Origin of the sequence: Pseudomonas donghuensis, from assembly GCF_000696345.2 — a bacterium.
Lineage (GTDB): Bacteria > Pseudomonadota > Gammaproteobacteria > Pseudomonadales > Pseudomonadaceae > Aquipseudomonas > Aquipseudomonas donghuensis.
Window position 1 is genome coordinate 530,196 of the sequence record NZ_CP071706.1, and the last position, 21,390, is coordinate 551,585.

18 protein-coding genes and 1 pseudogene are annotated in these 21,390 nt (G+C 63.3%); 14 read left to right on the forward strand and 5 right to left on the reverse strand.

Features of this window, described 5'->3' with window-relative positions; all coding sequences use genetic code 11:
- The first annotated feature begins 125 nt into the window (after positions 1-125).
- The 14 genes from hutC to BV82_RS02500 all read left to right on the forward strand — a co-directional run bounded on the left by hutC (position 126) and on the right by BV82_RS02500 (position 17,451).
- Positions 126-836 (forward strand): histidine utilization repressor, encoded by a 711-nt coding sequence (gene hutC / locus BV82_RS02435; protein ID WP_174242316.1) that lies wholly within the window; start codon positions 126-128, stop codon positions 834-836.
- Complete coding sequence (locus tag BV82_RS02440; protein ID WP_036995437.1) at positions 833-1,405, forward strand: HutD/Ves family protein; 573 nt, start codon at positions 833-835, stop codon at positions 1,403-1,405. The genes hutC and BV82_RS02440 overlap by 4 nt, the downstream gene beginning before the upstream one ends.
- A 296-nt stretch (positions 1,406-1,701) precedes the next feature.
- Positions 1,702-3,381, forward strand: coding sequence for a urocanate hydratase (hutU, locus tag BV82_RS02445; RefSeq protein WP_010222315.1), 1,680 nt, complete (start codon positions 1,702-1,704; stop codon positions 3,379-3,381).
- Between the two features lie 67 nt (positions 3,382-3,448).
- Entirely contained in the window at positions 3,449-4,981 is a 1,533-nt protein-coding gene (hutH, locus tag BV82_RS02450) for a histidine ammonia-lyase (RefSeq protein WP_036995439.1), read from the forward strand.
- A 91-nt stretch (positions 4,982-5,072) separates the two neighbouring features.
- Positions 5,073-6,479: an amino acid permease gene (locus BV82_RS02455; protein ID WP_010222317.1), complete on the forward strand. Its 1,407-nt coding sequence runs from the start codon at positions 5,073-5,075 to the stop codon at positions 6,477-6,479.
- Between the two features lie 15 nt (positions 6,480-6,494).
- Positions 6,495-7,700, forward strand: coding sequence for an imidazolonepropionase (hutI, locus tag BV82_RS02460; protein WP_036995441.1), 1,206 nt, complete (start codon positions 6,495-6,497; stop codon positions 7,698-7,700).
- A gap of 10 nt (positions 7,701-7,710) precedes the next feature.
- Positions 7,711-8,514 carry an N-formylglutamate deformylase gene (gene hutG, locus BV82_RS02465; RefSeq protein ID WP_036995442.1) on the forward strand — a complete coding sequence of 268 codons (804 nt, stop codon included), beginning with the start codon at positions 7,711-7,713 and terminating at the stop codon, positions 8,512-8,514.
- Between the two features lie 168 nt (positions 8,515-8,682).
- Positions 8,683-9,654 carry a prolyl aminopeptidase gene (pip, locus tag BV82_RS02470; protein ID WP_010222320.1) on the forward strand — a complete coding sequence of 324 codons (972 nt, stop codon included), beginning with the start codon at positions 8,683-8,685 and terminating at the stop codon, positions 9,652-9,654.
- Complete coding sequence (gene dtd, locus BV82_RS02475; protein ID WP_010222321.1) at positions 9,651-10,088, forward strand: D-aminoacyl-tRNA deacylase; 438 nt, start codon at positions 9,651-9,653, stop codon at positions 10,086-10,088. Before pip ends, dtd begins: the two co-directional genes overlap by 4 nt.
- Positions 10,089-10,349: 261 nt before the next feature.
- The gene (locus BV82_RS02480; protein WP_036995587.1) at positions 10,350-12,065 is read left to right on the forward strand and encodes a glucan biosynthesis protein G; all 1,716 of its coding nucleotides are present in this window, start codon (positions 10,350-10,352) and stop codon (positions 12,063-12,065) included.
- Entirely contained in the window at positions 12,058-14,631 is a 2,574-nt protein-coding gene (mdoH, locus tag BV82_RS02485) for a glucans biosynthesis glucosyltransferase MdoH (protein ID WP_010222323.1), read from the forward strand. Before BV82_RS02480 ends, mdoH begins: the two co-directional genes overlap by 8 nt.
- 251 nt (positions 14,632-14,882) lie before the next feature.
- Complete coding sequence (locus BV82_RS02490) at positions 14,883-15,683, forward strand: transporter substrate-binding domain-containing protein (protein ID WP_162471126.1); 801 nt, start codon at positions 14,883-14,885, stop codon at positions 15,681-15,683.
- A gap of 78 nt (positions 15,684-15,761) precedes the next feature.
- On the forward strand, positions 15,762-16,724 hold the full coding sequence (locus tag BV82_RS02495; protein ID WP_010222325.1) for an amino acid ABC transporter permease: 963 nt from the start codon (positions 15,762-15,764) through the stop codon (positions 16,722-16,724).
- The gene (locus tag BV82_RS02500; protein WP_010222327.1) at positions 16,717-17,451 is read left to right on the forward strand and encodes an amino acid ABC transporter ATP-binding protein; all 735 of its coding nucleotides are present in this window, start codon (positions 16,717-16,719) and stop codon (positions 17,449-17,451) included. The genes BV82_RS02495 and BV82_RS02500 overlap by 8 nt, the downstream gene beginning before the upstream one ends.
- 66 nt (positions 17,452-17,517) lie before the next feature.
- Here BV82_RS02500 and BV82_RS26585 read toward each other — a convergent pair whose 3' ends face one another.
- The 5 genes and pseudogenes from BV82_RS26585 to tatB all read right to left on the reverse strand — a co-directional run bounded on the left by BV82_RS26585 (position 17,518) and on the right by tatB (position 21,388).
- Complete coding sequence (locus BV82_RS26585) at positions 17,518-18,390, reverse strand: methyl-accepting chemotaxis protein (protein WP_374045263.1); 873 nt, start codon at positions 18,388-18,390, stop codon at positions 17,518-17,520.
- Positions 18,373-19,488 (reverse strand): annotated as a pseudogene (locus BV82_RS26590) (methyl-accepting chemotaxis protein); the annotation flags it as partial. The gene BV82_RS26585 and the pseudogene BV82_RS26590, both read right to left, overlap by 18 nt.
- A gap of 24 nt (positions 19,489-19,512) precedes the next feature.
- A complete protein-coding gene (locus BV82_RS02510; RefSeq protein WP_010222332.1) occupies positions 19,513-20,220 on the reverse strand; it encodes a 16S rRNA (uracil(1498)-N(3))-methyltransferase in 708 nt (235 codons plus the stop codon).
- On the reverse strand, positions 20,217-21,008 hold the full coding sequence (gene tatC, locus BV82_RS02515; RefSeq protein WP_010222333.1) for a twin-arginine translocase subunit TatC: 792 nt from the start codon (positions 21,006-21,008) through the stop codon (positions 20,217-20,219). Before tatC ends, BV82_RS02510 begins: the two co-directional genes overlap by 4 nt.
- Positions 21,005-21,388 carry a Sec-independent protein translocase protein TatB gene (gene tatB, locus BV82_RS02520; RefSeq protein WP_036995444.1) on the reverse strand — a complete coding sequence of 128 codons (384 nt, stop codon included), beginning with the start codon at positions 21,386-21,388 and terminating at the stop codon, positions 21,005-21,007. Before tatB ends, tatC begins: the two co-directional genes overlap by 4 nt.
- Positions 21,389-21,390: the final 2 nt, after the last annotated feature.

Below are 21,390 nucleotides of genomic sequence, written 5' to 3' on the forward strand. Positions count from 1 at the left end.
TGATTATTTGTATATACATATACAGACGTTTGCCTGCTGGGTAAACTCCGGCAAGCTACCGTTCATTCAATCGAACAAGGATATTTTCCGTGCCGACACCTCCTGTCTCCGCGCTGGTTGCCCAGATGGGCGAGGGTCCGGCGCCGCTGTACGCCCGGGTCAAACAAATGATCGCCCAGCAGATCCAGAATGGCAGCTGGCCGCCGCATCACCGGGTGCCGTCTGAAAGCGAGCTGGTCAACCAGCTGGGCTTCAGTCGCATGACCATCAACCGCGCCCTGCGCGAGCTGACTGCTGAAGGCCTGCTGGTGCGCATGCAGGGCGTCGGCACCTTTGTTGCCGAACCCAAGAGCCGCTCGGCGCTGTTCGAAGTCAACAACATTGCCGACGAGATCGCCGCCCGCGGGCACCAGCACACGTGCCAGGTGATTGTCCTGGCCGAAGAGGCCGCCGGTTCCGAGCGCGCCCTGGCCCTGGACATGCGTGAAGGCCAGCGGGTGTTCCACTCGCTGATCGTGCATTACGAGAACGGCGTTGCCGTGCAAATCGAAGACCGCTTCGTCAACGCCGCGGTGGCACCCGATTACCTCAAGCAGGACTTCACCCGGCAGACGCCCTACGCCTATTTGTCCCAGGTCGCGCCGCTGACCGAAGGCGAGCACGTGGTCGAAGCGATCCTCGCCGAGCCGGAAGAATGCCGCCTGCTGCAAATCGAACAAGGCGAGCCGTGCCTGCTGATCCGCCGCCGTACCTGGTCGGGGCGCCAGCCAGTGACTGCCGCTCGTCTGATTCATCCCGGATCCCGTCATCGTCTGGAAGGACGCTTCAGCAAATGAGCCAGTTGCAGATTTTACGCGCCAAAGACTACCCCCGCATGCCATGGAAGAACGGCGGCGGCAGCACCGAAGAAATCACCCGCGATGGCGGCGCAGGCCTGGAGGGTTTCGGTTGGCGTCTATCGATTGCCGATATCGCCGAGTCCGGTGGCTTTTCCAGCTTTGCCGGTTATCAGCGGATTATCACCGTGCTTGAGGGTGAGGGCATGCGCCTGCAGGTTGATGGTCAGCCGACGCGCCCGCTGTTGCCGTTCGATGCCTTTGCCTTCAGGGGCGAGAGTCAGGTCAGTTGCAGCCTGCTCGGCGGTTCGATTCGCGATTTCAATCTGATCTATTCCCCCGAGCGTTACCGCGCGCGCCTGCAGTGGCTCGATGGCAGCCAGCGGGTGTTCAGTTCGGCGACGACCTTGCTGCTGTTTGCGGCAGCCTCGCAGGTCGAGGTGGCGCTGGACGGGCAGGGTGAGCCTGTGCTCGGACGTTATGACTGCTTGCGCCTTGACGGTACCGATAGCCTGCAGACCTTGAACCTCCAGGGTCGTTGCTGCCTGATCGAGCTGAGCCCTCGCTGAAGTTGTTACGCCTCGGCTGAGCGGTTCGGCCGGGGCTGTTACCGATTGACCCAAAGTGGTGCAACGCCACGGCTCCACGTTGTTCGACCACTCATCGGCTCAAATTTTTTTATCTCGCCACAGCCCACGTGCTGCGGGGCTCTAGCGCCTGCATTAGCGCCGCGAAAGCACCCAGGAGAGGAGTTGGCATTTCAATTGCCTATGCTTGTACATACAAGTAAAGATGTGTTTGTATAAGTGCCATGACCCACCCAATGCCTGGGTTGCTCTGGACCGATCGCTGAGGAGCCATTTCCGTGACTGACAACAACTTCAAGAAATACCGTGACGTCGAAATCCGCGCAGCGCGCGGCAACAAGCTGACCGCCAAAAGCTGGCTGACCGAAGCACCGTTGCGCATGCTGATGAACAACCTCGACCCGGAAGTGGCCGAGAACCCGAAAGAGCTGGTGGTGTACGGTGGTATCGGCCGTGCCGCGCGTAACTGGGAGTGCTACGACAAGATCGTCGAGAGCCTGACCAACCTGAACGACGACGAGACCCTGCTGGTGCAATCCGGCAAGCCGGTCGGCGTGTTCAAGACCCACAGCAACGCCCCGCGCGTACTGATCGCCAACTCCAACCTGGTACCGCACTGGGCCAACTGGGAACACTTCAACGAACTGGATGCCAAAGGCCTGGCCATGTACGGCCAGATGACCGCCGGTAGCTGGATCTACATCGGCAGCCAGGGCATCGTCCAGGGCACCTACGAAACCTTCGTCGAAGCCGGTCGCCAGCACTACAACGGCAGCCTCAAGGGCAAGTGGGTGCTGACCGCAGGCCTGGGTGGCATGGGCGGCGCCCAGCCTCTGGCGGCGACCCTGGCCGGTGCCTGCTCGCTGAACATCGAATGCCAGCAGAGCCGCATCGACTTCCGCCTGAGCAGCCGTTATGTCGACGAGCAAGCCAAGGATCTGGACGACGCCCTGGCGCGCATCGCCAAGTACACCGCCGAAGGCAAGGCCATTTCCATCGCCCTGCTGGGCAACGCCGCCGAAATCCTGCCTGAGCTGATCAAGCGTGGCGTGCGCCCGGACATGGTCACTGACCAGACCAGCGCCCACGACCCGCTCAACGGTTACCTGCCGGCCGGCTGGACCTGGGAGCAGTACCGCGAGCGTGCGCAGACCGAACCGGCAGCCGTGGTCAAGGCCGCCAAGCAATCGATGGCCGTACACGTCAAAGCCATGCTCGAGTTCCAGAAGCAGGGCGTGCCGACCTTCGACTACGGCAACAACATCCGCCAGATGGCCAAGGAAGAGGGCGTGACCAATGCCTTCGACTTCCCGGGCTTCGTACCGGCCTACATCCGCCCGCTGTTCTGCCGTGGTATCGGTCCGTTCCGCTGGGCAGCGCTGTCGGGCAACGCCGAAGACATCTACAAGACCGACGCCAAGGTCAAGGAACTGATCCCGGACGACGCCCACCTGCACAACTGGCTGGACATGGCCCGTGAGCGCATCAGCTTCCAGGGCCTGCCAGCGCGTATCTGCTGGGTCGGCCTGGGCCAGCGCGCCAAGCTGGGCCTGGCATTCAACGAAATGGTCCGCCGCGGTGAGCTGTCGGCACCGATCGTCATCGGCCGCGACCACCTGGACTCCGGCTCGGTATCCAGCCCGAACCGTGAAACCGAATCGATGCAGGATGGCTCCGATGCCGTCTCCGACTGGCCACTGCTCAACGCCCTGCTCAACACCGCCAGCGGCGCGACCTGGGTGTCCTTGCACCACGGTGGTGGCGTGGGCATGGGCTTCTCCCAGCACTCGGGCATGGTCATCGTCTGCGACGGTACTGACGAGGCTGCCGAGCGGATCGCCCGCGTACTGACCAACGACCCGGGCACCGGTGTCATGCGTCACGCCGATGCCGGTTATCAGATCGCCATCGACTGCGCCAAAGAACAAGGCTTGAACCTGCCGATGATCACAGGCTGATCTGCGGTAAATGGTTGATACTGATATCTATGCAGGCGCATTCGCCTCACGAGTACGGAGCATTAACGTGACTGAATTGACCCTCAAGCCCGGCACCCTGACCCTGGCTCAGCTGCGTGCGATCTACCAGCAGCCGGTAAAACTCAAGCTGGACTCCAGCGCTGACCAGCAGATCGACGCCAGCGTCGCCTGTGTCGAGCAGATTCTCGCGGAAAACCGCACCGCCTACGGCATCAACACCGGCTTCGGCCTGTTGGCCTCGACCCGTATCGCCAGCCACGACCTGGAAAACCTCCAGCGTTCGCTGGTGCTGTCCCACGCCGCCGGCGTTGGCCAGCCGATTGACGATGCCCTGGTGCGGCTGATCATGGTGCTCAAGGTCAACAGCCTGAGCCGTGGTTTCTCCGGCATCCGCCGCAAGGTGATCGACGCCCTGATCGCGCTGATCAACGCCGAAGTCTATCCGCACATCCCGCTCAAGGGTTCGGTCGGCGCTTCCGGCGACCTCGCGCCGCTGGCGCACATGTCGCTGGTACTGCTGGGTGAAGGCAAGGCGCGCCACAACGGCCAATGGCTGTCGGCCACCGAGGCCCTGGCGGTTGCCGGCCTTGAGCCGCTGACCCTGGCGGCCAAAGAGGGCCTGGCGCTGCTCAACGGCACTCAGGCGTCCACCGCCTTTGCCCTGCGCGGCCTGTTCGAAGGCGAAGACCTGTTCGCCGCGGCCATGTCGGTCGGTGGCCTGACCGTCGAAGCGGTGCTGGGTTCGCGTTCGCCGTTCGATGCGCGTATTCACGAAGCCCGTGGCCAGCGCGGCCAGATCGACGCCGCCGCCTGCTACCGCGACCTGCTGGGTGACGGCAGCGAAGTCTCCGCCTCCCACGAGAACTGCGGCAAGGTCCAGGACCCGTACTCGCTGCGCTGCCAGCCACAGGTCATGGGCGCCTGCCTGACCCAGTTCCGCCAGGCCGCCGAAGTGCTGGTGATCGAAGCCAACGCCGTGTCCGACAACCCGCTGGTGTTCGCCGCCGAAGGTGATGTGATCTCCGGTGGTAACTTCCACGCCGAGCCCGTGGCCATGGCCGCCGACAACATGGCCCTGGCCATCGCCGAGATCGGTTCGCTGAGCGAGCGCCGCATCTCGCTGATGATGGACAAGCACATGTCCCAGCTGCCGCCGTTCCTGGTGGCCAATGGCGGGGTCAACTCCGGCTTCATGATCGCCCAGGTCACCGCAGCTGCGCTGGCCAGCGAGAACAAGGCCCTGGCCCATCCGCACAGTGTCGACAGCCTGCCGACGTCGGCCAACCAGGAAGACCACGTGTCGATGGCCCCGGCTGCCGGCAAGCGTCTGTGGGAAATGAGCGACAACGTGCGCGGCATCCTCGCCGTTGAATGGCTGGCCGCCTGTCAGGGCCTGGACCTGCGCGAAGGCCTGAAGACTTCGCCAAAACTGGAGCAGGCGCGTCAAACCCTGCGCAGCAAGGTCGCCTTCTACGAGAAAGACCGCTTCTTCGCCCCGGACATCGAGGCGGCCATCGCCCTGCTGGCCGCTGGGCGCCTGACCGGCCTGCTGCCGGCCAAGGTCCTGCCTAGCCTGTGACCCCTCGGGCTGGCCTGCCTGGCCAGCCGCCTGCCGCACGGACCCTCGGGTCCGTGCCGCTTTTCGCCTACAACAAGAACAGGACGCGAAAATGCAATCTCAAGCTCAAGGACTCAAGCGCGGGCTAACCGCGCGACACATTCGTTTCATGGCGCTGGGGTCAGCGATTGGCACCGGGTTGTTCTACGGTTCGGCCTCGGCCATCCAGATGGCCGGGCCTGCGGTGCTGCTGGCTTATCTGATCGGTGGCGCGGCAGTGTTCATGGTCATGCGCGCGTTGGGCGAAATGGCCGTGCACAACCCGGTATCCGGCTCGTTCGGCCACTACGCCAGCACGTATCTGGGGCCGATGTCGGGGTTCATCCTCGGCTGGACTTATGCCTTTGAAATGATCATCGTTTGCCTGGCCGACGTCACCGCCTTCGGCATCTATATGGGGTTCTGGTTCCCGGAAGTGGCACGCTGGATCTGGGTGTTGGGCATCGTCTTTCTGATCGGCGGCCTGAACCTGTGCAACGTCAAGGTGTTCGGCGAGATGGAATTCTGGCTGTCGCTGCTCAAGGTCGGTGCCATCGTCGCGATGATCCTGGCCGGTTTCGGCATCATGGCCTTCGGCCTGAGCAATGCCGGTGCCGATAACGCCGTGGGTATCAGCAACCTGTTCGAGCATGGCGGCTTCATGCCCAATGGCATTGGCGGCCTGATCGCCTCGTTTGCCGTGGTGATGTTTGCCTTCGGCGGTATCGAGATCATCGGTATCACCGCCGGTGAGGCCAAGGACCCGCAGCGCGTTCTCCCCAAGGCAATCAACGCCGTGCCGATGCGCATCCTGCTGTTCTATGTGCTGACCCTGTTCGTGCTGATGTGCCTGTACCCATGGCCGCAGATTGGCAGCCAGGGCAGCCCGTTCGTGCAGATCTTCAGCAATCTGGGGATCGGTTCGGCGGCGACCGTGCTCAACATCGTGGTGATTTCCGCTGCCGTCTCGGCGATCAACAGCGACATCTTCGGCGCCGGGCGCATGATGTACGGCCTGGCCCAGCAAGGGCAGGCGCCTAAGGGCTTTGCCAAGATCTCCCGTCACGGTGTGCCGTGGATGACCGTACTGGTCATGGGCGCGGCGTTGCTCGGCGGTGTGGTGCTCAACTACCTGATCCCGGAAAACGTGTTCCTGCTGATCGCCTCGATTGCGACCTTTGCTACCGTGTGGGTCTGGCTGATGATCCTGGTGACCCAGGTTGCCATGCGCCGCAGCATGAGCCGCGAAGAAGTCGCCCAGCTGAAATTCCCGGTACCGTTCTGGCCTTATGGCCCGGCGGCGGCGATTGCTTTCATGCTGTTCGTTTTCGGCGTACTCGGCTACTTCCCGGATACGCAGGCAGCGTTGTTGGTGGGCGTGGTCTGGGTGCTGTTCCTGGTGGTGGCGTACAAACTCTGGTGCAAGCCACAGGTGGTTGCCGTCGAGCAGCCGCTGGTGCAGGAACCTTCTCAACTCTGATCAAGGAGACTCTGGATGAAAACCCTCTGGCAGCACTGCCATGTGGCAAGCATGGCGCAAGGCGTTTACTCGATCATCGAGGATGCGGCGATGGTCACCAGCGCCGGTCATATCGAGTGGATCGGCCCGCGCCAGCAACTGCCGGCCCTGGTCGCTGACAGAACCGTGGACCTGGGCGGCGCCTGGGTCACACCGGGTTTGATCGACTGCCACACCCACACGGTGTTTGGCGGCAACCGCAGCGGTGAGTTCGAGCAGCGCCTGCAAGGCGTCAGCTATGCCGAGATCGCCGCCCAGGGCGGCGGTATCGCCAGCACTGTGCGGGCAACCCGCGCGGCCAGCGAGGACGAACTGTTCGCCAGCGCCCGCCAGCGCGTGCAGGCGCTGATGCGCGATGGCGTCACCACCCTGGAAATCAAGTCCGGCTACGGCCTGGACCTGGCCAGCGAGCGCAAGCTGCTCAAGGTCATTCGCCGCCTGGGCGAGGAGCTGCCACTGACCGTGCGCAGCACCTGCCTGGCCGCCCATGCCTTGCCGCCGGAATACAAGGATCGCGCAGACGACTACATCAGCCACATCTGCGACCAAATGCTCCCGGCCCTGGCCGCCGAGGGCCTGGTCGACGCGGTGGATGCTTTCTGCGAGTACCTGGCGTTCTCTCCGGCCCAGGTCGAGCGGGTGTTTATCAAGGCCCGGGAGCTGGGCCTGCCGGTCAAGCTGCATGCCGAGCAACTGTCGTCCTTGGCCGGTTCCAGCCTGGCGGCGCGCTACCAGGCGTTGTCAGCCGATCACCTGGAGTTCATGACTGAAGACGACGCCATCGCCATGGCGGCGGCCGGTACCGTGGCGGTGCTGCTGCCCGGTGCCTTCTACTTCCTGCGTGAAACCCAGTTGCCGCCAATGGATGCCCTGCGCAAGCATGGGGTGAAGATCGCCATTGCCAGCGACCTCAACCCTGGCACTTCGCCGGCGCTGTCGCTGCGCCTGATGCTGAACATGGCCTGTACCCTGTTCCGCATGACCCCGGAAGAAGCCTTGGCCGGTGTCACCCTGCACGCGGCCACGGCCCTGGGCCTGGGCGATAGCCATGGTTCGCTGGAGGCCGGCAAGGTGGCCGACTTCGTCGCCTGGCAGATCGAACGACCGGCCGACCTGGCTTACTGGCTGGGCGGCGAACTGCCCAAGCGGGTGGTGCGCCTGGGCCATGAAATTTTCAATTGAGAGAGGCCGTATGGAAAAGGTACTGAGTTTTCACCAGGGCACGTTGCCGCTGCTGATCAGCATGCCCCACGCCGGTTTGCGCCTGACGCCTGCGGTGCAGCAGGGCCTGGTCGAGCCTGCGCAAAGCCTGCCGGATACCGACTGGCATATTCCGCAGCTGTACGACTTCGCCCGTGGCTTGGGTGCCAGTGTGGTCGCGGCCGAGTATTCGCGTTTCGTCATCGACCTGAACCGCCCGGACGACGACAAGCCGCTGTATGTCGGTGCCACTACCGGCCTCTACCCGGCGACCCTGTTCGAGGGCGAGCCGTTGTTCAAGGACGGCCAGGCGCCGTCGGCGCAGGAACGCGCGGGGTACCTGGAAGCGATCTGGCGGCCGTACCACGACACTATCGGCAATGAGCTGGCGCGCCTGCGCGAGCAGTTTGGCTATGCCTTGCTGTGGGATGCCCACTCGATCCGCTCGCACATCCCGCACCTGTTCGAGGGCAAGCTACCGGACTTCAACCTCGGCACCTTCAACGGCGCCAGTTGCGACTCGCAGCTGGCTGAGCGGCTGCAGGGCGTTTGCGCAAAGTTTGAGCAGTACAGCCATGTGCTCAATGGTCGCTTCAAGGGTGGGCATATCACCCGTCACTACGGTGACCCGGCCAACGACATTCATGCGGTGCAGTTGGAGCTGGCGCAAAGCACCTATATGGAAGAGGTCGAGCCGTTCAAGTACCGCGAGGATCTGGCCGCGCCGACGCAGGTGGTGTTACAGCAATTGCTGGAGACGGTGCTGGCGTGGGGCAAGGAGCGCTACCAGGCTTGAGCCGGGGGTGACCTCATCGCTGGCAAGCCAGCTCCCGCAGGGTGTATCGAACCTGTGGGAGCTGGCTTGCCAGCGATAGGGCCCTCAAAGCCATCACAGGTACATGCTCTAAGCGCAATTCAGGTTTATGATGCCCAACGGCAGAATAATTCCCACACGGAGTGCGTAATGCAGACCTTGTACCCGCAGATCAAACCCTACGCCCGGCACGATCTGGCCGTGGAAGCACCGCATGTGCTGTATGTCGATGAGAGCGGTTCGCCGGAAGGTCTGCCGGTGGTGTTCATCCATGGCGGCCCGGGTGCCGGCTGCGATGCCCAGAGCCGCTGCTACTTCAATCCCAACCAGTACCGCATCATCACCTTCGACCAGCGCGGCTGCGGTCGTTCGACCCCGCATGCCAGCCTGGAAAACAACACCACCTGGCACCTGGTCGAAGACCTGGAGCGCATTCGCAAGCACCTGGGGATCGAGAAGTGGGTGCTGTTCGGCGGCTCCTGGGGCTCTACCCTGGCCCTGGCCTACGCCCAGACCCACCCCGAGCGGGTACATGGCCTGATCCTGCGCGGCATCTTCCTGTGCCGTGCACAAGAGATCGAATGGTTCTATCAGGCCGGCGCCAGCCGCCTGTTCCCCGATTACTGGCAGGACTACATCGCACCGATTCCGGCCGAAGAACGCGACGACCTGGTCAAGGCCTTCCACAAGCGCCTGACCGGCAACGACCAGATTGCCCAGATGCATGCGGCCAAGGCCTGGTCGACCTGGGAAGGACGTACCGCGACCCTGCGGCCCAACCCGCTGGTGGTCGACCGTTTCTCCGAGCCGCAGCGTGCACTGTCGATTGCCCGTATCGAATGCCACTACTTCACCAACAATGCGTTCCTTGAGCCGGACCAGTTGATCCGCGACATGCCCAAGATCGCCCACCTGCCGGCGGTGATCGTGCATGGTCGCTACGACGTGATCTGCCCGCTGGACAACGCCTGGGAACTGCACCAGGCCTGGCCGAACAGTGAGCTGAAGGTGATTCGCGACGCCGGTCACGCGGCCTCCGAGCCGGGCATTACCGATGCCCTGGTGCGTGCCGCCGACCAAATGGCCCGGCGCCTGCTCGACCTGCCCCTGGAAGAAGCATGAAGGGTTTGCTGCAACGCGTGCGTGGCGCGCGGGTGGATGTCGAGGGCAAAACCGTCGGGGCCATCGACCAGGGCCTGCTGGTGCTGGTCGCGGTCGAGCCCGGCGATACCCGCGCACATGCCGACAAGCTGCTGCACAAGCTACTCAACTACCGGGTGTTCAGCGATCCCCAGGGCAAGATGAACCTGTCGCTCAAGGATATTGGCGGCGGCCTGCTGCTGGTGTCGCAGTTCACCCTGGCCGCCGATACCCAGAACGGCCTGCGCCCGAGTTTTTCCACGGCTGCGCCGCCAGCGCTGGGCGCCGAGCTTTTCGACTATATGTTGGCCCAGGCCCAGGTCCAGCACGCGACGGTTGCCAGTGGTCAGTTCGGAGCTGACATGCAGGTGCACCTGGTCAATGATGGCCCGGTAACATTTATGTTACAAATATGATGGCAAAAAACCCCTGTTTGCGGGAAAACAAGGGGTTTGGTTGCATAAATAGTTTGTTCAGCCTGATGCGTTGTAACGCGGCCTGCTGGATAATCGCGCGCTATGTGGGCCTGCGTTCGTGGGTTCGTTTCACTCTGACTTGAGACTGTCCGGAACCGTTTGGGGAATCATTGTGCCCTTTCGGAGTCCGAACAGTGCTCGCCAACCTGGCATATGTCGCTGGCCGTTGGTTTTATGATCTGTTTTCGGCGAGGGTTGCTCGTGATTGTAAGTCCCTGTAATGCACCAAGAACTCCCGGCATTCGGCTGCGCAAGGCCCTGTTGGCAGGCGCAACGCTGGTAAGCCTGCTCGGCGCAGGCCAGCTCTGGGCGTTCAACCTTGACGATGTCGCGGCCAAGGCGAAGGATCTTGCCGGGCAGAAGTACGAGGCGCCAAAAAGCAATCTGCCGGCGGTGTTCCGCGAAATGAAGTACGCGGACTACCAGAAGATCCGCTTCCTCAACGAAAAGGCCGAGTGGGCCAAGGACAAGACGCCGTTCAAGCTGTCCTTCTACCACCAGGGCATGCATTTCGACACGCCGGTCAAGATCAACGAAATCACCCCCAAGGCGGTGAAAGAGATCAAGTACGACCCGAGCCGTTTCGATTTCGGTGACCTGCAGTTCGACGCCAAGGCCACCGAAAAACTGGGCTACGCCGGTTTCCGCGTGCTGTACCCGATCAACAAGGCCGACAAGCAGGATGAAATCATGACCCTGCTTGGCGCCAGCTATTTCCGCGTGGTCGGCAAGGGCCATGTGTATGGCCTGTCCGCTCGTGGCCTGGCCATCGACACTGCATTGCCGTCTGGCGAAGAATTCCCGCGGTTCACCGAGTTCTGGGTCGAGCGTCCAAAACCGACCGACAAGCAGCTGGTGATCTATGCGCTGCTCGATTCGCCGCGCTCCACCGGCGCCTACCGCCTGACCCTGCGTCCGGGCAGCGACACCATTGTTGACGTGCAGTCCAAGGTGTTCCTGCGTGACCGCGTCAGCCGCCTGGGTGTCGCCCCGCTGACCAGCATGTTCCTGTTCGGTGGCAACCAGCCATCCAAGGTGCTCAACTACCGTCCGGCCCTGCACGACTCCGAAGGCCTGTCGATCCATGCCGGTAACGGCGAGTGGCTGTGGCGCCCGCTGAACAACCCGAAACACCTGGCCGTGAGCAACTTCAGCGTCGAGAACCCGCGTGGTTTTGGCCTGCTGCAACGCCAGCGTGACTTCAGCCAGTTCGAAGACCTCGACGACAACTACCAGAAGCGTCCAAGTGCCTGGATCGAGCCGGTGGGTGACTGGGGCAAGGGTACCGTCGATCTGGTCGAGATCCCGACCGCCGATGAAACCAACGACAATATCGTGGCTTTCTGGAGCCCGGAGAAACTGCCGGAGCCAGGCACCCCGTTCGAATACGCCTACCGCCTGCACTGGACCATCGACGAGTCCAACCTGCACTCGCCGAACCTGGGCTGGGTCAAGCAGACCCTGCGCTCGACCGGTGACGTCAAGCAGTCCAACCTGATCCGTCAGCCTGACGGCAGCGTGGCCTTCCTGGTCGACTTCGAAGGCCCGGTGCTGAGCAAACTGCCGGAAGACACCGCAGTGCGTAGCCAGATCAGCGTCGGCGACAATGCCGAAGTGGTCGAGAACAACCTGCGTTACAACCCGCAAATCAAAGGCTGGCGCCTGACCCTGCGGTTGAAGGTCAAGGACCCGAGCAAGTCCGTGGAAATGCGCGCCGCGCTGCTGCGTGATGTTCCGGTCGAACCGGCCAAGCCTGCCAAACCAAGCAAGCAGGACAAAGCTGCGGCCAAACAGGCCAAGGCCGACAAGCCTGCCGAGCAACCTGCCGCCGATGCGGCGTCCACCACCGGGGCACCGGCCACCACCGAACAGGTGCTGACCGAGACCTGGAGCTATCAGTTGCCTGCCGATGAGTAATGCCCATACCCGGCCAGAATCGCTCAGCGAGTATCTGGCCCACCTGCCCCTGAGCGACGAGCAACGCGCGGAACTCGCCCGCTGCTCCTCGTTCAGCGAGTTGCATCAGCGCCTGTCTGCCCAGCCGGGCGTCGAAGCTGCCGAGGCCGTCCAGGCCTCGGTGGGCGAGCGCCTGCACGTGACCTGCGCCGAAGACCTGCAAGACGCCGAGATGCTTGCGGTGGACGGTAGCGGCCGAGTGTGCCTGAAGGCCACGCCGCCGATCCGTCGCACCCGGGTAATCCCCGAGCCGTGGCGCACCAACATCCTGATCCGCGCCTGGCGCCGCCTGACCGGCCGCACCAACGCGCCGGCGCCGGAAAAACGCGAGCTGCCCAAGGCCCGTTGGCGCTGGGTCGGCTCGATGCGCCGCTACATCCTGTTGGCGCTGATGCTCGGTCAGACCATCGTCGCCGGCTGGTACATGAAAGGCATCCTGCCGTACCAGGGCTGGTCGTTCGTCGACCTCGCCGAAGTCATGCACCAACCGCTGCTGCAAACCGCCACGCAAGTCTGGCCGTATGCGCTGCAGACCAGCATCCTGGTCCTTTTCGGTATCCTCTTCTGCTGGGTCTCGGCGGGTTTCTGGACCGCGCTGATGGGCTTTCTGGAGTTGCTTACCGGGCGTGACAAGTACCGGATCTCCGGCAGCAGTGCCGGCAACGAGCCGATCGAAGCCGGTGCTCGCACTGCGATCGTCATGCCGATCTGCAACGAAGACGTGCCGCGGGTATTCGCTGGCCTGCGGGCGACTTTCGAGTCGGTGGCCGCAACCGGTGACCTCGACCGTTTCGACTTCTTCGTGCTCAGCGACACCAACGACACCGACATCGCCGTGGCCGAGCAACAGGCCTGGCTGGAAGTCTGCCGCGAGTCCAAGGGCTTCGGGCGGATCTTCTACCGTCGCCGTCGCCGCCGGGTCAAACGCAAGAGCGGCAACCTCGACGACTTCTGCCGTCGCTGGGGGGGCGATTACCGCTACATGGTGGTGCTCGACGCCGACAGCGTGATGAGTGGCGAATGCCTGACCAGCCTGGTGCGCCTGATGGAGGCCAACCCGGACGCAGGGATCATCCAGACCGCGCCGAAAGCCTCGGGCATGGATACCCTGTATGCGCGCATGCAGCAGTTCGCCACCCGCGTCTACGGTCCACTGTTCACCGCTGGCCTGCACTTCTGGCAGCTTGGTGAGTCGCACTACTGGGGCCACAACGCGATCATCCGCATGAAGCCCTTCATCGAGCACTGCGCCCTGGCGCCGTTGCCGGGCAAGGGCGCGTTTGCCGGTGCGATCCTTTCCCACGACTTCGTTGAAGCGGCGCTGATGCGTCGGGCTGGCTGGGGCGTGTGGATTGCCTACGACCTGCCGGGCAGCTACGAAGAACTGCCGCCGAACCTGCTCGATGAGCTCAAGCGCGACCGGCGCTGGTGCCACGGCAACCTGATGAACTTCCGCCTGTTCCTGGTGAAAGGCATGCACCCGGTGCACCGTGCGGTGTTCCTCACCGGGGTGATGTCGTACCTGTCGGCACCGTTGTGGTTCTTCTTCCTGGTATTGTCGACCGCGTTGCTGGCGACCAATACCCTGATGGAGCCGCAGTACTTCCTCGAACCACGCCAGCTCTACCCGCTGTGGCCGCAGTGGCACCCGGAGAAGGCCATCGCGCTGTTCTCCACCACTATCGTGCTGCTGTTCCTGCCCAAGCTGCTCAGTGTCATCCTGATCTGGGCCAAGGGTGCGAAAGAGTTTGGCGGGCGCTTCAAGGTCACCCTGTCGATGCTGCTGGAGATGCTCTTCTCCATGCTCCTGGCGCCAGTGCGGATGATCTTCCACACCCGCTTCGTGCTTGCCGCGTTCCTCGGCTGGGCCGCGACCTGGAACTCGCCGCAACGTGACGATGACTCCACCCCGTGGAGTGAAGCGGTACGCCGCCATGGCCCGCAAACCCTGCTGGGTGTGGCTTGGGCGCTGCTGGTGGCCTGGCTGAACCCGAGCTTTTTGTGGTGGCTGGTGCCGATCGTCGGTTCGCTGATGCTGTCGATCCCGGTGTCGGTGATCTCCAGCCGTGTGCACCTGGGCCTGCGTGCCAAGGACGAGAGCCTGTTCCTGATTCCCGAGGAATACGCCACGCCTCATGAGCTGCTGGCCACCGACCAGTACACCCACGAGAACCGCTGGCACGCCATGCACGACGGCTTCGTCCGTGCCGTGGTCGACCCGCAGCAGAACGCCCTGGCCTGCGCCTTGGCCACAGCCCGTCACGGCGTCGCGGCGCCAATCGAAGCGCTGCGAGCCGAACGTATCGCCAAGGCCCTGGACGGCGGCCCGAGCGGTCTGGATGGCAATACCCGTCTGGCCCTGCTCAGCGACCCGGTCGCCCTGGCACGTCTGCACACAGCTGTCTGGGATGAGCAGAACGAGGCCTGGCTGGGCGTCTGGCGTCAGTCGATCGCCAACGACCCGCACTCGCCGCTGCTGCCCCTGCATCCGGAGCCTGCCGTACAGCCTTCGCTGGCCAGTGCCTGATCGCCTGATCGGCTCAAGCAATCGCCGGCAACGCCGGCTCCCACAGGGTTGTATGCACAACTGACCTTGTGGGAGCCGGCGTTGCCGGCGATGTTTTTTCTGGGATCAATGGGTAACAAAGTCGTCTTCGGCTATATGTACCGTGCCGTTCATGCGTTAGCATCCCTCCCCGAATATCTCGCACCCGTCTGAATAGGACGGTTCGCGCCAACAATAAAATTCGAGCTTTCCTGCTAGGGGATCTGGTGATGATTAAGAAGTATCTGTCGATGCTGCTGGTCGGCGTCACGGCGCTGGTTGCGGTAAGTGCCGCGCAGGCGGCCGGTGCTATCGATGACGCGGTCAAGCGCGGCACCCTGCGTGTCGGCATGGACCCTACCTACATGCCGTTCCAGATGACCAACAAGCGCGGTGAGATCATCGGCTTCGAGGTCGATATCCTCAAGGCCATGGCCAAGTCCATGGGCGTCAAGCTGGAGATGGTCTCCACCGCCTACGACGGCATTATCCCGGCGCTGATGACCGACAAGTTCGACATGATCGGCAGCGGCATGACCCTGACCCAGGAACGCAACCTCAAGCTGAACTTCAGCGAGCCCTTCATCGTGGTCGGCCAGACCCTGCTGATTCGCAAGGAACTGGCTGAAGAGATCAAGTCCTACAAAGACCTGAACAACGAGAAGTACCGCCTGACCTCCAAGCTTGGCACCACCGGTGAGATGGTCGCCAAGAAACTGATCGGCAAGGCCAAGTACCACGGCTACGACAACGAGCAGGAAGCGGTGATGGACGTGGTCAACGGCAAGGCCGATGCCTTTGTCTACGACGCCCCATACAACGTCGTGGCGGTGAACAAGGCCGGCGCCGGCAAGCTGCTGTTCCTCGACAAGCCGTTCACCTTCGAACCGTTGGCCTTCGGCCTGAAGAAGGGCGATTACGACAGCCTGAACTTCATCAACAACTTCCTGCACCAGATCAAGCACGACGGTACCTACGATCGAATCCACGACAAGTGGTTCAAGGACACCGCCTGGCTCAAGGACATGGAATAAGGCCGAGGCACCACGCCTGGCTTGAAACCCGACGCGCAGGCTGGCCCTGCGCGTTCGCTTTTACGGAAGTACCCTCACGTGATCAAACACAAGAAAGCCCAGTGGCCCTGGCACGGGCTGACCGCGCTGGTCCTGATCGGCCTGGCGGTCAGCCTGTATTACGCGACCTCGATGATTTCCTACGAGTGGCGCTGGAACCGGGTGCCGCAGTATTTCGCCTACCAGGCTGAAGTCGCCCAACGCGTCAGCGAAAACGGCACCATCGAAGCCATCGTCAGCAAAGGCGACATGGCCAGCGTCACCGTACGTGACGAGAGCGGTGGCGAGCAGGTCTTCGAGGTCGAGCAGGCCAGCGTGCAGCTGTCGCGCGGCGACGATGTGGCCGAAGGCGACCTGATCGGCGTTACCCATCACTGGGCTGCCGGGCCGTTGGCCTGGGGCCTGTGGACCACCGTATGGATCTCGATCGCCTCCGGCGTGCTGGGGCTGCTGATCGGCCTGTTTGCCGGGCTTTGCCGGCTGTCGAACAACCCGACCCTGCGTGACCTGTCGACGGTCTACGTCGAGCTGGTGCGCGGCACGCCGTTGCTGGTACAGATTTTCATCTTTTACTTCTTCATCGGCACTGTGCTCAACCTGTCCCGGGAGTTTGCCGGGGTGGCGGCGCTGGCGCTGTTCACCGGCGCTTATGTCGCCGAGATCGTCCGCGCCGGTGTGCAGTCGATCGCCAAGGGCCAGGGTGAAGCCGCCCGTTCGCTGGGCCTGAGCGCCGGTCAGTCGATGCGCCATGTGGTGCTGCCGCAAGCCTTCAAACGCGTGCTGCCGCCGCTGGCCGGGCAGTTCATCAGCCTGGTCAAGGACACCTCGCTGGTCTCGGTGATCGCCATCACCGAACTGACCAAAAGCGGTCGCGAGGCGATCACCACCTCGTTCTCGACGTTCGAGATCTGGTTCTGCGTCGCCGGTCTGTACCTGTTGATCAACCTGCCGCTGTCGCACATGGCCAGCCGGCTTGAGCGGAGGCTTGCGCAAAGTGATTGAAGTCCGTGACCTGGTAAAAGTCTTCGATACCCGCGGGCAGGTGGTGCGTGCGGTCGATCACGTCAGCACCAACGTGGCCAAGGGCGAAGTGCTGGTGGTACTTGGCCCTTCGGGCTCGGGCAAGTCGACTTTCCTGCGCTGCCTCAATGGCCTGGAGTCGTTCGATGAAGGCACCGTGGCCATCGATGGCCTGCAGCTGGCCGACCCGAAGACCGACGTCAACGCCTACCGCCGTGAAGTGGGCATGGTGTTCCAGCATTTCAACCTGTTCCCGCACATGACCGTGCTGGAGAACCTGTGCCTGGCGCAGAAGGTCGTGCGCAAGCGTGGCAAGGTCGAGCGCGAGGCCAAGGCCCGGGCGTTGCTGGAGAAGGTCGGGATTGGCCAGAAGGCCAACGAGTACCCGTCACGCCTGTCCGGCGGTCAGCAGCAACGGGTGGCGATCGCCCGGGCCCTGGCCATGGACCCCAAGGTGATGCTGTTCGATGAGCCGACATCGGCGCTCGACCCGGAAATGGTCGGCGAAGTGCTGGATGTGATGAAAACCCTGGCCCTGGAAGGCATGACCATGGTTTGCGTCACCCACGAAATGGGCTTTGCCCGGGAAGTGGCGGATCGGGTGCTGTTCTTCGATCACGGCAAGCTGCTGGAAGATTCGCCGCCGGAGGCGTTCTTCACCTCGCCCAAGGACCTGCGCGCCCAGGCGTTTTTGCGGCAGGTGCTTTAGGGCCCCATCGCGGGGCAAGCCCGCTCCCACCAGACCGGTAGGAGCGGGCTTGCCCCGCGATGCTTTCTACAGCTGGAACTTGCCGACCAGCGTCTGCAGATGCGTCCCCAACCGCGCCAGCTCAACGCTCGACGCCGCCGTCTCTTCACTGGCGGCCGAGGTCTGGTCCGACACATCCCGCACATTCATCACGCTACGGTTGATTTCTTCGGCCACCGCGCTTTGCTGCTCGGCTGCCGCAGCGATCTGCTGGTTCATCGCCTGGATCGACGACACGGTGCGGGTGATGGTTTCCAGCGAGGTGCCGGCGCGGCGAGTCAGCTCGACGCTGCTGTCGGTCAGGCCGCGGCTGGCGTCCATTACCGTGGCAACCTGCTGGGTGCCGTTCTGCAGGCCGGCGATCAACTGTTCGATCTCTTCGGTGGACTGCTGGGTGCGTTGTGCCAGGCTGCGTACTTCATCGGCGACCACGGCGAAGCCACGCCCGGCTTCCCCGGCGCGGGCAGCTTCGATGGCGGCGTTGAGGGCGAGCAGGTTGGTTTGCTGGGCGACTGACTTGATCACATCGAGCACGCTGCCGATCTTGTCGCTTTCGGCCTTGAGCTGGCCCATGGCTTCGCTGGAGTGGTTGACCTCGCTGGCCAGGCGCTCGATCTGGGCGATGGCTTCGCCGACCACTCGATCACCTTCGCGGGCCTGCTGATCGGCCATCACCGCCGCTTCCGAGGCTTCCTCGGCGTTACGTGCGACCTCTTGTACGGTGGCGGCCATTTCGTTCATGGCGGTGGCCACCTGGTCGGTCTCGACCTTTTGATTGTTGACCCCGGCACTGGTCTGCTCGGTGACCGCCGACAGTTCTTCGGCGGCGCTGGCAATCTGGGTGACGCCGTCGCCGATGCCGCCGATCAATTCGCGCAGGCTCACGGTCATGCGCTGCATACTGCGCTGCAACTGGCCCAGCTCGTCACGGCGGTCGATCTTGAGGTCGTGGCGCAGGTCGCCACTGGCAACCCGGTCGGCGGCATTGAGGGTTTGACGCAGGGGGATAATGATCTGCCGGGTAATCGCCCAGGCGGCCAGCAGGCCGAACAGCAAGGCCAGCACGGTGGCCAGGGCCAGCATCGACTTGGCGTGTTGCGACTCGTCATCGCGCAGGGTGGTAAGGGTGCTGGTCAGTTGCTGGCTCTGCTCGATCAGGTTCTGGCCCAAGACAACCATTTGTTGAGCGGCCTGCTCGGAGGCGTTTTGCGCATTGCCGAACTCGACCACGGCGCCGCGGTAGTTACCCAGGGCGCGGGCGGCCTGGTTGAAGTTGCTGGTGTAGCTGGCCGGCAGTACTTCGGCCAGGGTCTTGAGCTGCGAGGTGGCCTGGTCGATGGCCTCCAGCGCAGTGTGCTGGAATTCGGGCTTGCCGCTGTAGGTGTAGCCACGGACCTGGAAGCGCGCCTGTTGCAGCAGCTTGCTGGCACCGACCACGCTGTTGAACAGGTTCAGGTCGCTGCCGCTGAGCAGTTGTTGCTCGACCTGGGCGATCAACGCCGCGGCCTCGTCGGCGCTGCTGCCGAGCACGGCACGAGCGGCTTCGCGCTGTTGGGCGGCCTTGTCGGCACTGCTTAGCGCCTGGCGGTACTGGCGCACGGCTTCGTGCTGCTGCTCGATGCGACGGCGGTTCTCGGGCAGGACGATGCGTTGGTCGACCGCTTGCAACTGGCGCTCAAGCGCAGCCAGGGCATTGTTGAGGTTCTGCGCCGCGGCCTCGTCGCCTTTGAGTTGGAAGCCCTGGCGGGCAATGCGCAGTTCGAGGGTGGCCTGGTGCACCTGGGAAATCCCGCCCAGGGTGTCGCCACGGTTGCTGATGCCGTTCAGGCCCTGCCAGCCGGTCAGGGTAATGGCCAGGGTCAGCAACAGGACCAGGCCGAAGCCGATGCCGAGTTTGAGATTGACGCTCACGTTACCCAGGTGCTGGGCTAACCAACGGTACATGGTGGGACTCCATTGCGATCGGCAGAGGCGATTATTTTTCTGGTGCCAATGCATCGGCCTGGAGCGGCAAAACTGAAGTCAGAACAGACGGGCGAGCAGGGCGGTGACCGCTGTTTCCACGCGCAGGATGCGTTCGCCGAGTTGTACCGGGTTCAGCCCGGCCTTGCCCAGCAGGTCGATCTCGTAGGGAATCCAGCCACCTTCCGGGCCAATGGCCAGGGTAACCGGCTCGTTCAGCCCGCGCGGGCAGGGCGGGTACGGGCCTGGATGGCCGACCAGGCCGAGGGTGCCTTGCGCAATGGCCGGCAGGCGGTCTTCGACAAATGGCTTGAAGCGCTTCTCGATGATCACCTCGGGCAGCACGGTATCGCGGGTCTGCTCAAGGCCGAGGATCAGCTGTTCGCGGATGGCTTCGGGCTCGAGGAACGGGGTTTGCCAGAAGCTTTTCTCGACCCGGTAGCTGTTGACCAGGATCAGCTTTGGCACGCCCATGGTGGCGACGGTCTGGAACACCCGACGGAGCATTTTCGGCCGTGGCAGGGCCAGCACCAAAGTCAGCGGCAGCTTGGCCGGTGGTGGCTGGTCGAAGCTGACGCTGAGCTCGGCTTCATGGCCTTCCAGGCGCAGTACCACGGCCTGGCCCATCAGCCCGCCGATACGCCCGACGCGCAGGGTATCGCCCACCGCCACGCGGTGGATTTCCTGCATGTGGGTAAAGCGCCGGTCAGCCAGCACCACGCGATCGGCCGCGATGAAATCGGCCTCTTCAAGTAACAGCAGGTTCACGGCTGAGTCGCTGGCGGCTGGTCGTTATGGTCATCGGCAGCGTCTTCAGGGTGCTCGCTACGCTTGCGGATCAGCCCGCCAAACAGCACGCCGATCTCGAACAGCAGCCACATCGGCACGGCGAGCAGGGTCTGCGAGAAGATGTCCGGCGGGGTCAGGATCATGCCGACTACGAAGCAGCCAATGATCACGTACGGGCGGATCTTTCGCAGGTACTTCACATCGACCACGCCGATCCACACCAGCAGGACCACGGCCACTGGGATCTCGAAGGCCACGCCGAAGGCGAAGAACAGGGTCATGACGAAGTCCAGGTAGCTGGAAATGTCCGTCATCATCGACACCCCTTCCGGGGTGGCGCTGGCGAAGAAGCCGAAGATCAGCGGGAACACCAGAAAATACGCAAAGGCCATGCCGGCGTAGAACAGGATGATGCTCGACACCAGCAACGGAATGGCGATGCGCTTTTCATGGCGGTACAGGCCCGGCGCGATGAAGCCCCAGATCTGCTGGAGGATCAACGGAATGGCCAGGAACAGCGAGACGATCATGGTCAGCTTGAACGGCGTCAGGAACGGCGAGGCGACGTCGGTGGCGATCATCGTCGCGTTGGCCGGCAGGTGCTCGCGCAACGGCGCCGAGACCAGGGTGTAGATCTGCTGCGCGAAGGAAAACAGCCCGGCGAAGATCAGGAAGATGGCCGCGACGCAGCGCAGCAGGCGTGTACGCAACTCGGTGAGGTGCGAAACCAGCGGCATCGGCTGGTCGTTTTCCGGAATATCGCTCATGGGGCTCGCGGGGGCTGTGTCGGTTCGGTGGGCGCGCTGGCGGCTGGCGGCGTGGTTTCGCTGCTGCTTGGTGTTGGCGCCGGGGCGCTTTCGCCATGGGCAACCGGGGTTGCAGGCGGCTCAGGCGTCACGCTGTTGGGGTTGAGGATCTTGCGCGCTTCCTGCTCCATGGAGAGGATGTGCTCGTTGTGCAACTGACGACGGATGTCATCGGCGCCGATTTCACGCTCGACCTCCTGCTTGATCGTATTGAAGCTGCGCTTGAGCCGGCCGATCCACAGCCCGGCGGTACGCGCGGCGCCCGGCAGGCGCTCGGGGCCGAGCACCAGCAGGGCCACCAGGCCCACGAGCAACAGTTCGCTGAAGCTGATCCCGAACATTG